We start from the raw sequence: 13,449 nt of genomic DNA, 5'->3' as shown, positions 1-13,449 counted from the left end.
CGGAGCACGCATGGCGATTGAAATCAAAGTTCCCAACCTGCCGGAGTCGGTATCGTCGGCAACGATTGCGGCTTGGCATGTCAAAGCGGGGGATACGGTCAAGCGTGAACAGAACCTGCTCGATCTGGAAACCGACAAGGTGATGCTGGAGGTTCCTGCACTCGAAGACGGTGTGCTCACCGAACTGCGGATTGAAGCTGGCGCGACGGTTCAGGCGGGCGACATCCTGGGTGTGCTGGAGCCCGGTGCGGTAGCAGCTTCTACTCCACCTCCAGCAGCTGCCGTCGCCGCTGCTCCCGCAGTGACGACGTCTGCCGACAATGACGCACAGGGTCCCGCTGTACGCAAACTGCTGTCGGAAATGGGACTGTCAGCCTCGCAGATTCCGGGTACCGGCAAGGGCGGGCGCCTGACCCCAGAAGACGTCAAGAACTACGCGGCGCAGCCGAAGCCGGCAACGCCCGCTCCCGCGACCGTATCGGCGCCGGCGCCGTTGCCGGGCGCGCGTGAGGAACAGCGTGTTCCGATGACGCGCATCCGCGCACGCATTGCCGAACGGCTGCTTGATGCCAAGAACAGCACGGCGATGCTGACCACCTTCAATGAAGTCGACTTGAAGGCTGTGTCGGAGCTGCGTGCGAAGTACAAGACCGCCTTCGAGAAGACGCATGGCGTCAAGCTCGGCTTCATGTCGTTCTTCGTCAAGGCAGCGATAGAAGCGCTGAAGAAGTTCCCGGTGCTCAATGCATCGGTTGACGGCAACGACATCATCTATCACGGCTACTACGACATTGGCATCGCAGTTTCCAGCGAACGTGGTCTGGTCGTGCCGATCCTGCGCGATGCGGATCAGCTTTCAATGGCCGAAATCGAAAAGGCGATTGCCGACTTCGGTACGCGGGCCAAGGCCAACAAGCTGACGATGGACGATCTCACCGGGGGTACGTTCTCGATCACCAACGGCGGCGTATTCGGTTCGATGCTGTCGACGCCGATCATCAATCCTCCGCAATCAGCGATCCTGGGCATGCACGGCATCATTGAGCGCCCCATCGCCGTCGACGGCCGCGTCGAAATCCGGCCGATGATGTATCTGGCCATGAGCTACGACCATCGCATTATCGACGGCCGTGAGGCGGTTGTCGGTCTGCGCACGATGAAGGAAAGTCTCGAGGATCCGGCCAAGATCCTGTTGCAGCTGTAACGGCTGCCGCGCAGGCACCAGATTCTTGTCGCTGTATTTCCGGGCCCGCAATGCGGGCCCGGTTCGTTTCAGGGCGAGTGCGCCGGCACCTGCGGCATACTGCCGTGCGATGTCGAAGCCCATGCATCATCAGCCGCTGCCGTTCATCACTTTGCCCAACTGGGTCAAGGCGGCGACGGTTTGTGGTTTCAATATCCAACCGATCTTCGATCGTTACGCGGTACCGACCGATCTGATTCATCTTGAGGACGCCACGATCACGGCGCCACAGTTGGGCTTGGTCATGGAGGACTGTGTCGCCGCGGCGCGTTCGCAGCACTTTCCGTTCGTGCTGGGCGACACCTTCGCGTTCGACTACCTGCCGGATATCGGGACATTCCTGGCGACGAGCCCGAGTTTGCGACAGGCCATGCACGTTTTCGTGTGGGTGCGCGAGTTGATCAACCCGATGATCGAATTCCGCCTTGAGGAAACAGGTGACACAGCTGCACTGGTTCTCGTCGGCGGCAATGGTTCGATGACACCGCAGGATCGCTATTTCATTGAATCGATCTTTGCCGCCGTGGCCAAGTTCGGCCGCATGCTCGCCGCCGACATCGAGCCGTTCACGCGGCTGCGTTTCCGCTATGCGCAACCGAGCTATGTTCGAGCCTATGCCGAGTTCTTCCGGGTCCCGGTGACCTTTGATCAGCTCGATAACGCCTTGGAAATCCCGCAGGCCAGGCTTGATCGCCCGCTGGACGGCGCGTTTCCGAGCCTCCATCAGCAGGCAGAGCGCCGAGTGCTGCAACGGTTGGCGCAAATGCCGCCGCGGACAACCGGATTGGTTGCGGCCATCGAGGCCGCGTTCGAGCAGGAACCGAAGTTGCTGAAGCTGGGCATCGATGCGGTTTCGCGGCGACTCGGATTGCATGCGCGCACCCTGCAACGTCGTCTGGGAGACGAGCGGCAGGCGTATGGTGCGATCCGTGATCGCGTGCGCTATCGATTGGCATTGCGCGCGCTGCAGAACGCTCAGGCCGATCTGGAGGCGATCAGCGAACAGCTGGGCTTCTCCGATCGGCGCAGTTTCACCCGTGCGTTTACCCGCTGGGCCGGCGTGTCTCCGAGTGGATTCAGGGATCGCCGGAGCGGTTGACGCCGATCTGGCGCTGGATTTGTCGTTAGATCGCAGGTTCCGTTCGCTATTCCAATGGCCGGGAAAAGTCCACGTTTCCGCGGAGCCGGGACCGCGCTGGTCGTCACTGAAATCCCACGTTGATGTCGTGAAATGTTCCCTGGCGTCGTCCAGGGTCATAGCCGCTGCGGAGGCATGTCACTAGAGTCGCAGGCATGAACACGGAAATGTATCTGCCAATGGACTCCAACGCCCATACGATCGTGCAGCGCAAGGGACCGGATTTCGGCCTGGACGGCGATATTCCGCGCTACTGGTTCGGCGGAGACGCGTTCAAGTCCCGCTTCTTCGACGCGATGTCCCTGCTGTTTCCCGAGGGGGAAAAATTCTTCATAGCCTGTGTGCGCGACTACCGCGATGGTATCGACGATCCCGAGCTGGCGGCACAGGTCAAGGATTTCATGTACCAGGAAGGGCAGCACGGCATTGTGCATACCCGCTTCAACAACCGCCTCAAAGCGCAGGGCATTGCGGTTGACCACATTCTGGAGCGCCAGAAAGAGGTGATGTTCGGTTTTTTTCGGCGCTATTTTCCGAAGACCTTCACGCTGGGCCAGACCGCTGCGGCAGAACACATGACCGCGCTGATGGCGCATGGTTTTTTCGGCAACGGCATGTTTGACAAGGCTGATCCACGCATTCGTGCGATGTACGCCTGGCACGCGGTCGAGGAAATCGAACACAAGGCGGTGGCCTTCGACGTCTACAAGAAAGTGGCGCGTGGCGGATACCTGACGCGCATTCTCAGCATGTTGCAGGTGTCGTTCACGTTCCCGCTACATGTGTTCCTGATCATGGCGCACATGTTCAAGGTTGACGGACTGAAGCATCGTCCGCGGGTCTGGATCAAGGGTCTGTGGTGGCTGTACGGTCCCGGGGGCCTGTATCCGCGACTGATGCGGCACTATCTGAGCTATTTCCGGCCGGGGTTCCATCCGTGGCAACAGGGGCAGCTCGAGTTGTACCACCGCTGGGTCGAGACATTTGAGCGTAGCGGTGACGCCATCACCGCTGCGGATGCGGTGATGGAGGTAACTGTCGCAGCCTGACGTCGGGCAGGTCGGGATTGTTAGGGCTCAGCGGCGCTGGGCAACGATCAGGCGCGATGGAAACAGCGATTGATCGTCGAGCAGCTCAAATTCGTTTGCGCATAGCCACTGCTCGATCTTTCGGGCGTGCCACGCCCGCACAAATGGCTCGTTGACGAAGTGCGCCAGAGCGCGGAAATATAAGCCGCGCCAGCCGAATTTGCGCCACAGCTCGCGTGGGCCAGCTACGAACTGCATGTCAGAGGGTTCCAGGAGACTGAGACGGCCGCCAGGGCGCAGCACGCGTGCGAACTCCTGCAGCGCCTGCTCGGCGGCTGGTGGTGGCAGCTCATGGAACAGATAGCAGGCGCTGATGCCGTCGAGGGAGGATGGGGGCAGAAGGGTGCGCTCGGCCAGGCCTTGCTGGAATGACAACTCGGGGTATGAATTCTTTGCGTGGCTGAGCAGGTACGGTGAGGCATCAATGCCCAGGACCTGTCCAACGCCGGCTGCCTTGAGTGCTGCAGTGGAGCTGCCGTCGCCGCAGCCCATGTCGGCAACCCGGGTGCAGTGTTTCAGGGTTTGAGCCAGGGCGGCACGACCGCGACGCATTTCGCCCAGCATGACGCGATCGAAGCCGCGGCTGTAGCCGCGGGTGATCCGCTTTGAATAGTTTCCGTTGGGTAGATTGTGGAATTCCAGAAGCACATATGCCGGCAAGGCGACATTCAGTCGCAGCCCGGCCGGCAGCACGACGCGCCCGGTCTTGCGGAAAGCGACTTTGCTCAGAAAGAGCCAGAGATCACGCGGTCGCCACAACTGCAGCAGATCCGGCCAGGTCTCTGGCAAAGCGCCCATGATCGGGGCGTCGCCGTCCCCCGGTCTCGGCTGCCCGTTCCCTTCGGGTACCGTGATCGTCATTCTCTCCCCAGTTCAGCTGATGCTTTTGTTCATAAAGTTTAATCGAAGGCGTAAATGAACCGGGCATAGGGGTAATTCCGCCGTGACGTGCCTCAGCCAGCTCGGTAGAATGCCGACGCCAGGAAAGGAGCATCATGAGCGAGCAATTCGATGTCGTGGTAATTGGTGGGGGCCCCGGCGGCTACCCGTGTGCGATCCGTGCGGCGCAGTTGGGATTCAAGACGGCGTGCATCGATGGCTGGCTAAACCGCGACAGCTCGACGGCGTTTGGCGGGACTTGCTTGAATGCAGGCTGCATTCCGTCGAAGGCGCTGCTGGAGTCGTCGGAGCTGTATCACCGCATGCAGCATGAAGCGTCGGCTCACGGTATCGGCGTTGGCAAGCTCGCAATTGACCTGGAGAAGATGCAGGCGCGGAAGCAAACCGTGTCGCGCCAGCTCACCGGTGGCATCAAGACTCTGTTCACGGCGAACAAGGTCACCGGACTGCACGGATACGGCAAGCTGCTCGGCGGCGGTCAGGTCGAATTCACCGCTCACGATGGCGCGAAGCAGACACTGTCGGCCAAGTACATCGTCATTGCCACGGGTTCGGAGCCGGTCAATCTGAAAATTGCGGCATTTGATGGCGAGCGTATTGTCGATTCCTGGGGCGCACTGGACTTCACCGAGGTTCCCAAATCTCTGGGCATTATCGGAGCCGGGGTGATCGGGGTCGAGCTCGGCAGCGTCTGGAGCCGTCTTGGCGCCAAGACGGTGATTCTCGAAGCGTTACCAACATTTTTACCGATGGTGGATGCACAGATCTCGAAAGAGGCGCTGCGTCATCTGACCAAGCAGGGCCTGGACATTCGTCTGGGCGCCAAAGTGCAATCGGCCAAGGCTGGCGCCAAAGGCGTCGTCGTCGAATACGAGTCGGGCGGTGAAATCAAGAAGGAAACCTTCGACAAACTCATTGTCGCTGTGGGGCGCAAGCCGTATACATCAGGATTGGGCGCCGAAGAACTGGGCGTGGCCCTCGACGAGCGAGGTTTCGTCAAGGTTGACGCACACTACAAGACCAATATTGATGGCGTGTATGCAGTCGGCGACGTTATCGGTGGTGCGATGCTCGCGCACAAGGGTATCGAAGAAGGCGTGGCGCTGGCCGAGCAGCTGGCCGGCCACCATACCCAGGTCAACTACAACGCGATTCCCAGTGTGGTCTACACGGCGCCTGAAATTGCCTGGGTTGGTTTGACCGAAGAGCAGGCCAAAGCCAAGGGCTACGAGGTCAAGACCGGCATGGGGTCATTCGCGCCCAGCGGCCGCGCGAAAGCCATGGAGCAGGCTGCCGGATCGATCAAGGTCATTGCGGACGTCAAGACGGATCGGATTCTCGGCTTCCATATGTGTGGGCCCTATGTCTCCGAGCTTCTGGCCGAGGCGGTACTCGCGCTCGAATTTGCTGCGACCTGCGAGGATCTTGCATTAACGATGCACGGTCATCCGACCTTGTCCGAGACCCTGCACGATGCGGTGCTGGCGGTCGACGGTCGCGCGGTCCATGCGATCAACAAGCCCAAGAAATAGCAGGGAATTGCGGCCGGAGTACAGGCCCGGGGCGAACAGGCGTTTTTCAAAATAACGGGAACGGGGAAAAACTGATGAACAAGTTTCAAGGGGTGTTTGGTGTCCTGCTGTGTGTGCTGGCCGGTACGGCCCATGCAGAGATTCTGGATCTGAGTCTGCGTGACAACAGCTATCGCTTGGCGTTTTATGGTCCGTTGTCGCGTTTCGCGTCCGAAACCACCGGGCAGTATGACGCCGGGATCATTGTTCGGCCGGAGCGCAAGGATGACCTGCTGGTCGGCCATGTCGGTGCGTTGGTGACTGGTGACGCCGGCATGCGGGACTTCAATCTCGCCGCGGGGCTCGGTCTGCGTGGGGTCTATATCGGCCGTGACCATGACAGTGGCGGTGCTGCAGCTGTCGGCGGTCAGGCCGAAGCGCGGTTTCCCGGGTATGACCGCATTGGTGTTTCGGTCTATGGCTACTATGCGCCGAAAATTCTGAGCTTCGGTGAGTTTGACGGGTACCATGAGGTGGGGACTGCGGTCGACTATCAGGTCGTGCCGAATGCTTCTGTCTATATCGGGTATCGCAACGTCAAAGTCAGCCTTGAGAACGGTGGCGACATCACGGCTGACAATGGCTTGCACGTCGGCTTCCGCTTCAAATTCTTCTGATCAGCAATAAAGAGACTTATGGGCCGAGGACCAAGTATTGCCGCGCGCAAAGGGGCTGAAGATTCCCGCCGCGGCAAGTTGTTTACCAAGTTCATTCGCGAAATTACTGTCGCCGCACGTACCGGCGGCGGCGATCCTAGGTCGAATGCGCGTCTGCGCCTGGCGCTGGACAAGGCGCTTGCCGCCAATATGACCAAGGACACCGCCGAGCGTGCGATCAAGCGCGGGACCGGTGAGCTGGGTGCGGATCAGTTTGAGGAAATCCGTTACGAGGGCTATGGGCCCGGCGGCGTGGCGATCATGGTCGATTGCATGACCGACAATCCGACGCGCACCGTTGCGGACGTGCGGCATGCTTTCAGCAAGAACGGAGGCAATCTCGGTGCCAGTGGATCCGTGGCGTATCAGTTCGCTCATGTGGGTCAGCTGTTTTTCGAGACGGGCAGCGACACCGCGCTGGAAGAGAAGCTGCTTGAGGCGGCGCTGGAGGCGGGCGCCGACGACGTCGTCAGCGAGGATGGCTACACCGAGGTGCTAACCACACCGGAGGCCTTCGAAGGCGTCAAGCAGGCGTTGGTCGCTGCCGGATATGCGCCAATTGAAGCGGATGTCACGATGCGTCCTTCTGCCACCAGTGCGGTTGCGCCGGAGCACGCTGATGCGCTGCGCAAGCTGATCGATATGCTCGAGGATCTCGACGATGTGCAGAAGGTCTACTCGAACGCCGAATCGGCGTGACCCGTATCCTCGGCATTGATCCTGGCTCGAGATTTACCGGCTACGGCATCGTCGACAGCGAGGGTGATCGCCGTCAGGTCGTGGTCAGCGGACGCATTGTGGCCGGCGATGGCGATATGCCGCCGCGACTGCTGGCGATCGATACCGAATTGGATCAGCTGATTCGTATTCATCAGCCGGACGAAGTCGCGCTCGAAGAGGTTTTTGTCAGTCGCAATCTGCGCAGTGCGCTGGTCCTCGGGCAGGCGCGCGGCGTAGCAATATGTGCCGCAGCAAGAGCTGGTCTGCCGATTTCAGAATATGCTGCGACTCAGGTCAAAATGGCGCTGACCGGGAGCGGGCGGGCCGATAAGGATCAGGTGCAGCACATGGTGCGTGTATTGCTCAATTTGAAGGGCGTGCTGGCGTCGGACGCTTCCGACGCCTTGGCGGTCGCGTTGACCCATGCGCAGGTGCGGACAACGGTACTGCGCACAGGGCTGCCGCAGCGGCGCAGCTGGAGGCGCCGATGATTGGACGCATTCATGGACGCCTGGTCAGCAAGCAGCCGCCCCAGTTGCTGGTTGATGTAGGTGGCGTCGGCTACGAAATCGAAGCGCCGATGTCGACGTTCTATAACCTGCCCGCGGTGGGTGAAACGGTCACTCTGCATACGCACCTGACCGTGCGTGAGGACGCACACCTGCTGTTCGGCTTCGGCAGCCAGGCCGAGAAATCGCTGTTTCGTGAGCTGATCAAGGTTTCCGGCGTCGGGCCCAAGCTGGCGTTGGCGGTGCTGTCCGGTGTTGGTGTCGAAGAGTTCTGGGACAGCGCGCGCAATGGAGATGCTGCGCGCCTGACCAAGTTGCCCGGTGTCGGCCGCAAGACGGCGGATCGTCTGATAGTTGAAATGCGTGATCGGGCAGGAGGGTTCACCGACAGTCCGGTGGGCTTCAACGGTGTGGCTGTGCCCAGTAGTCCTCTGCAGGATGCCAAGCATGCGCTGGCCGCGCTGGGCTACAAGCCTGCAGAAATTCAGCGTTTGACCGATGCGGTGCATCGCGAAGACATGAGTACTGAGCAGATCATTCAGGAGGCGCTGCGACGCGCAGTCCGATGACAGACAGCAGGCAACTCGTATCTGCAGGTGCCGCCCCGGACGAGGAGCGGCTTGAGCGGGCGATACGGCCGCAGAGGCTGGAGGACTATGTCGGCCAGCCGGCGGTGCGCGAACAGCTGAGCATTGCCATCGAAGCGGCGCGACGTCGCGGCGAAGCTCTCGATCATGTGCTGATCTTCGGGCCGCCAGGTCTGGGCAAGACCACGCTGGCGCATATTCTCGCCAGCGAAATGGGCGTCAATCTGCGCCAGACTTCGGGCCCGGTGCTGGAACGGCCGGGCGATCTGGCTGCTCTGCTGACCAATCTGGAGCCGCGAGATCTTCTGTTCGTCGACGAAATCCATCGCCTGTCGCCGGTGGTTGAGGAAGTGCTGTATCCGGCGCTGGAGGATTTCCAGCTCGACATCATGATCGGCGAGGGTCCGGCAGCGCGCTCGATCCGGCTGGATTTGCCGCCGTTCACGCTGGTGGGAGCCACCACCCGTGCCGGCGCTCTGACCAGTCCGCTGCGCGACCGTTTCGGCCTGGTTCAGCGGCTGGAGTTCTACTCGGTCGAGGATCTGAGTTTTATCGTCGGGCGCAGTGCACGCATCCTCGGTGCTGACATCGACGCTGCCGGTGCAGCAGAAATTGCGCGGCGTTCACGCGGGACCCCCCGTATCGCCAACCGGCTGCTGCGTCGTGCGCGCGACTATGCCGAAGTCCGCGGAGACGGGCATATCAGCGCCGCATGTGCGGCCAGCGCGATGAAGCTGCTGAGTGTTGATAGCAACGGGTTCGACCTGATGGACCGCAAGCTGTTGATGGCGCTGATCGAGCGCTTTGATGGTGGTCCGGCCGGGCTGGACAATCTGGCGGCTGCAATCGGCGAGTCACGGGACACCATCGAGGACGTCATTGAACCCTTTCTGATCCAGAATGGGTATCTGATGCGAACACCGCGTGGGCGCATTGCTGGACGTCTGGCCTATGAACACTATGGTTTGCCCATGCCCGAGCGTCTGGGCACGCCGGATCTGTTCAACCCATGAGCGCCGTTTTCCGCTTTCCGATCCGCGTCTACTACGAAGATACCGATGCCAGTGGGGTGGCCTATCACGCCGGCTACCTGCGCTGGTTCGAACGTGCTCGTACCGAATGGTTGCGTGCGCTGGGTCTGCAGCAGGATGGACTGCACCGCCAGCATGGCGTCGTCTTTACCGTGGCGCACCTGGACATTGCCTATCGGCGACCGGCGCGCCTGGATCAGCTGCTGGAAGTCCACACGCGGGTGGCGGCAATGCGCCGTGCCAGTCTGATGTTCGAACAAACTCTGGTCGACGGTGACGCCGAGACTCTCCTGGCGCGAGCCATGGTGAAGGTAGGGTGTGTCGACGCGGTCCAGTTTCGCCCGATCGCACTGCCACAGGCGTTATTTGATGCCGTGGCTCGATGGACGCCTGCAGATCAATGAATGAACGGTGCTGCCGCTGCACCGGTCAGCCGTGGCACAATGTGCGTCGCCATTGCTTCGCACGGATGGTTCGGTCTGGCGCGGTTCTCCACTTTTTCCTGTTTGACGTTGAATAAAGCGACTTCATGAACGCCGAAATGTCTTTTTCCAACCTGATCATGCATGCCAGCGCGCTGGCGCAGGTCGTGCTGTTGCTGTTGCTGGCGGCTTCGGTGCTGTCGTGGGCAGTGATTTTCTCGAAGCGCAAGCTGCTGTCCGACGCGCAGAAGAACGCTTCGGAATTTGAAGATCGTTTCTGGAGTGGGGGCAGCTTGTCGACGCTGTATGAGACCGAGCGGCGCAATCCCGAAGCTAACGGTCTACCTGCAATCTTCATCTCGGGGTATGAGGAGTACACCCGCCACCAGACCGCCGGGCGTAGTGATCCCGAAGATGCGCTGGCTGCTGTTCAGCGTCAGATGCGGGTGACGCAGGTGCGCGAGGTTGAACGTCTGGAAGGCGGCTTGGCGTTGCTGGCAACGATTGGTTCGACCAGCCCCTATGTCGGCTTGTTCGGCACGGTCTGGGGCATCATGAACGCGTTCATCTCAATCGGTAACGTCAAACAGGCGTCGCTGGCAACGGTGGCTCCCGGCATCGCTGAGGCGCTAATCGCGACCGCGATGGGTCTGGCTGCTGCCATCCCGGCGGTCATCGCGTACAACTTCTTCACGCGTGGCGTCGAGCGGATTGAGAGTCGCTACCATACCTTTGCCGAAGAATTGATCGGCATCATCGACCGCGGCCTGCGCCACACCGACAGCAAGGGCTGAAACGATGGCCAGGCGTAAACTTTCGTCCGATATCAACGTCGTTCCGTATATCGACGTGATGCTGGTGCTGCTGATCATCTTCATGGTGACGGCGCCATTGATGACCCAGGGCATTGAGGTCGAGTTGCCGAAGGCCAATGCACAGTCAATGACTGTGCAGGAAGAGGATCTGATCCTGTCGGTTGGGCCGACAGGTGACATATTCCTCAGCATCGGCGATGCGCAGGACAAGCCAAAATCGGATGATGAGGTTCTGGACATCCTCGGCAAGGTCATTCGCGCCAATCCGGAACGCATGATCCTGATTCATGGCGACGCCGCCGTGGCCTACGATCGCGTGGCCCATGCGATGTGGCTGCTGCAGGAAATCGGTGCAAAGAAGGTCGGATTCGTCACCCAACCGCGTGAGGACGCGCCGGCGAAGTGATGGGACTCAAGCCCCGCTATCTGATTGCAGCCATTGTGCTGCATGTCCTGCTGTTCTCGCTGCTGTTCGTCAGCGCGCTGTTCACGCGCAAAATTGTTGCGCTGCCCGTATTCGAGGCGGTCTTGGTGAGCGACCCCAGCGTGGAAGCGCAGCGCCAGGCCGAGCTTGAACGCGAGCGTGAGCAGCAGAAGCGCGCCCAGGAACAGCAAGAGCGCGAAAAGGCCCGCCAGCAGGTTCAGGAAGAGCAGCGCCAGAAAGAGCAGGAGCGCAAGGCCGAGCAGCAGCGCAAGCAGCAGGAGCAGAAACAGCAACAGGTCGAAGAGGCGCAGAAGAAGATTCAGGAAGAAAAGCGCAAAGAACAGGAGCGGCTGCGGCTTGAGGCCGACGCCGAGCGCAAGCGCCAGGACGATGTCAAGCGCAAGGCCGAGGAAGAGCAGCGGCGTCAGGACGAACTCAAGCGCAAGCAGGAAGAAGAGGAAAAGCGCAAGATCGAGGCTGAGAAAAAGCGCATCGAAGACGAAAAGCGCCGGATCGAGGAAGAGCGCCAGAAGCAGATTGAGCAGGAGCGCCAGCGTCAGCTTGACGAAGAGCGCAAGGAGCTGGAGCGGATCAAGCGTGCGCGCGAGGCTGAAGAGCAGCAGCGCCGCAACGAGCTGGCGCAGATGGCAGCGGCAGAGGATGCTGCGCGTGCCGCTGCGGCCAGGTCTGCGGCGCAGGCGCCGTGGACGGCCGCGATTGTCGACAAGATCCGGCGTAATTGGCAGCGCCCGGCCAGTTCGGCGAGTCGCTTCAATTGCCTGGTCAGGGTGGAGCAACTGCCCAATGGCGAGGTCACACGTGCGCAGGTTTTGCGCAGTTGTGGCAATGCTGTACTTGATCGGTCAGTCGAAAATGCCGTGATCAAGGCCAGTCCGTTGCCGCTGCCGCCGGATCCCAGCCTGTTCGAGCGCGTTCTGAGTGTGACATTCTGCCCATCGCAGGATGCATGCTGAGGTGGTGTTTTTCGGCATCGTTCACCCGGCGTTCACTTCTTTTGATCACCATCACTTACTAAACGTACGAGCAAGCGTATGAAATTGATCAGGTTATGGTTGCTGGCGCTGCTGACCGTGTCCGGCGCGGCACGGGCCGAGCTCGAGATCACTGTCACTGGCGGCACCGAAGGTGCCTTGCCGATTGCGATCGTGCCGTTTTCACAGGGCACGGACGTTACCCTCGATGTGGCCCAGGTCATCGACAACGATCTGGCGCGTAGCGGGCGCTTTCGCACGCTTGCGCGCAACGACATGCTGCAGAAGCCGACCACGCCGCAGCAGGTTGATGTGCAGGCATGGCGGACCCAGGGCATCGACAATGTCGTGATTGGTCAGATCGCACGGGCCGATAGTGGGTACATGGCGCGCTTCTTCCTGATCGATGTGGTCAGCGGGCAGCAGATCCTGGGCTTCGACATTCCGGTCAAAGGGCTGGATCAGATGCGCTATGCGGCGCATCAGATCGCCGACCTGATTTATGAAAAGCTGCTCGGCATCCCGGGCTACTTCAATACCAAGATCGCCTACGTTTCAGCTTCGGGTTTGGGCTACAAGCGGACATTCCAGCTCGTTGTTGCCGATGCGGATGGCTGGAATCCCCGGGTTGTGGCGACTTCGCGTGAGCCCTTGATGTCTCCGACCTGGTCTCCTGATCGCCTCAAGCTGGCCTATGTCGGCTACGAACGGGGACGTTCGGCGATCTATCTGCATGACCTCGCCACCGGAAAGGTGCGCAGCCTGATCGCGGAACGGGGAATCAATGGTTCACCGGCGTTTTCGCCGGACGGACGTTCGCTAGCGCTGACCCTGTCCTTCGAGAGCAATCCTGACATCTACGTCATGGATATTGCCTCGGGCAAGCGCCGGCGCTTGACCGACCACTACGGAATCGACACCGAGCCCTCATGGTCACCGGACGGCACCAAGCTGGTGTTCACGTCGGATCGTGGTGGCCAGCCGCAGATCTACGAGATCAGTGCTCAGGGTGGTGACCCGAGACGCGTCACTTTCGAGGGGCGCCAGAATCTGCGGGCGAGCTACGCGCCGGATGGGCGCTCGTTGGTCATGGTCAACCTTGAAGGTGGCGCATACCGGATTGCGACCCTGGATCTGGCGACCGGCGACATGCGCATTCTGAGCCCGGGTCGACTCGACGAGAGTCCGAGTTTTGCCCCCGGCGGCGCGGTGGTGATTTACGCGACCCAGGGTTCGCGCGGTTCCGAACTTGCGACCGTATCGATTGATGGCCGGGTGCGGCAGAGCCTGCGCCAGGCAAGTGGTGATATCCGTGAACCGGCGTGGTCGCCGCTGGTTCGCTAGGCTTGATGT

The 13,449-nt window shown here is 60.7% G+C and carries 15 protein-coding genes; 14 read left to right on the top strand and 1 reads right to left on the bottom strand.

Features of this window, described 5'->3' with window-relative positions; all coding sequences use genetic code 11:
- The first annotated feature begins 10 nt into the window (after nt 1-10).
- From odhB to E4T66_RS09295, 3 genes are all read left to right on the top strand, one after another.
- Nucleotides 11-1,204 (top strand): 2-oxoglutarate dehydrogenase complex dihydrolipoyllysine-residue succinyltransferase, encoded by a 1,194-nt coding sequence (gene odhB, locus E4T66_RS09305; protein WP_136848761.1) that lies wholly within the window; start codon nt 11-13, stop codon nt 1,202-1,204.
- 109 nt (nt 1,205-1,313) lie between these two features.
- Entirely contained in the window at nt 1,314-2,342 is a 1,029-nt protein-coding gene (locus E4T66_RS09300) for an AraC family transcriptional regulator (protein WP_136848760.1), read from the top strand.
- A 194-nt stretch (nt 2,343-2,536) separates the two neighbouring features.
- Complete coding sequence (locus E4T66_RS09295) at nt 2,537-3,430, top strand: metal-dependent hydrolase (protein ID WP_136848759.1); 894 nt, start codon at nt 2,537-2,539, stop codon at nt 3,428-3,430.
- Nucleotides 3,431-3,457: 27 nt separating this feature from the next.
- Here E4T66_RS09295 and E4T66_RS09290 read toward each other — a convergent pair whose 3' ends face one another.
- A complete protein-coding gene (locus E4T66_RS09290) occupies nt 3,458-4,267 on the bottom strand; it encodes a class I SAM-dependent methyltransferase (protein ID WP_169577558.1) in 810 nt (269 codons plus the stop codon).
- A gap of 197 nt (nt 4,268-4,464) precedes the next feature.
- On the opposite strand from E4T66_RS09290, the gene lpdA reads away from it, so the two are divergent.
- The 11 genes from lpdA to tolB all read left to right on the top strand — a co-directional run bounded on the left by lpdA (nt 4,465) and on the right by tolB (nt 13,440).
- Nucleotides 4,465-5,901 carry a dihydrolipoyl dehydrogenase gene (lpdA, locus tag E4T66_RS09285; protein WP_136848757.1) on the top strand — a complete coding sequence of 479 codons (1,437 nt, stop codon included), beginning with the start codon at nt 4,465-4,467 and terminating at the stop codon, nt 5,899-5,901.
- A 74-nt stretch (nt 5,902-5,975) separates the two neighbouring features.
- Nucleotides 5,976-6,557, top strand: a complete 582-nt coding sequence (locus E4T66_RS09280) for a YfaZ family outer membrane protein (RefSeq protein WP_136848756.1) — start codon at nt 5,976-5,978, stop codon at nt 6,555-6,557.
- Nucleotides 6,558-6,575: 18 nt separating this feature from the next.
- Nucleotides 6,576-7,295, top strand: a complete 720-nt coding sequence (locus tag E4T66_RS09275; RefSeq protein ID WP_136848755.1) for a YebC/PmpR family DNA-binding transcriptional regulator — start codon at nt 6,576-6,578, stop codon at nt 7,293-7,295.
- The gene (gene ruvC / locus E4T66_RS09270) at nt 7,292-7,807 is read left to right on the top strand and encodes a crossover junction endodeoxyribonuclease RuvC (RefSeq protein ID WP_136848754.1); all 516 of its coding nucleotides are present in this window, start codon (nt 7,292-7,294) and stop codon (nt 7,805-7,807) included. The genes E4T66_RS09275 and ruvC overlap by 4 nt, the downstream gene beginning before the upstream one ends.
- Nucleotides 7,804-8,394, top strand: coding sequence for a Holliday junction branch migration protein RuvA (gene ruvA / locus E4T66_RS09265; protein ID WP_136848753.1), 591 nt, complete (start codon nt 7,804-7,806; stop codon nt 8,392-8,394). Before ruvC ends, ruvA begins: the two co-directional genes overlap by 4 nt.
- On the top strand, nt 8,391-9,425 hold the full coding sequence (gene ruvB / locus E4T66_RS09260) for a Holliday junction branch migration DNA helicase RuvB (protein WP_136848752.1): 1,035 nt from the start codon (nt 8,391-8,393) through the stop codon (nt 9,423-9,425). The genes ruvA and ruvB overlap by 4 nt, the downstream gene beginning before the upstream one ends.
- Complete coding sequence (gene ybgC, locus E4T66_RS09255; protein ID WP_136848751.1) at nt 9,422-9,847, top strand: tol-pal system-associated acyl-CoA thioesterase; 426 nt, start codon at nt 9,422-9,424, stop codon at nt 9,845-9,847. Before ruvB ends, ybgC begins: the two co-directional genes overlap by 4 nt.
- A gap of 125 nt (nt 9,848-9,972) precedes the next feature.
- Nucleotides 9,973-10,659: a protein TolQ gene (gene tolQ / locus E4T66_RS09250; protein WP_136848750.1), complete on the top strand. Its 687-nt coding sequence runs from the start codon at nt 9,973-9,975 to the stop codon at nt 10,657-10,659.
- A 4-nt stretch (nt 10,660-10,663) separates the two neighbouring features.
- Nucleotides 10,664-11,086 carry a protein TolR gene (gene tolR / locus E4T66_RS09245; protein WP_136848749.1) on the top strand — a complete coding sequence of 141 codons (423 nt, stop codon included), beginning with the start codon at nt 10,664-10,666 and terminating at the stop codon, nt 11,084-11,086.
- Nucleotides 11,086-12,078 carry a cell envelope integrity protein TolA gene (tolA, locus tag E4T66_RS09240; protein WP_136848748.1) on the top strand — a complete coding sequence of 331 codons (993 nt, stop codon included), beginning with the start codon at nt 11,086-11,088 and terminating at the stop codon, nt 12,076-12,078. The genes tolR and tolA overlap by 1 nt, the downstream gene beginning before the upstream one ends.
- 78 nt (nt 12,079-12,156) lie before the next feature.
- On the top strand, nt 12,157-13,440 hold the full coding sequence (gene tolB, locus E4T66_RS09235) for a Tol-Pal system beta propeller repeat protein TolB (protein ID WP_136848747.1): 1,284 nt from the start codon (nt 12,157-12,159) through the stop codon (nt 13,438-13,440).
- The last annotated feature ends 9 nt before the right edge of the window (nt 13,441-13,449 follow it).

Source organism: Sinimarinibacterium arenosum (assembly GCF_005047655.1).
GTDB lineage: Bacteria > Pseudomonadota > Gammaproteobacteria > Nevskiales > Nevskiaceae > Solimonas.
This window is presented reverse-complemented; position numbering and strand designations above follow the sequence as displayed.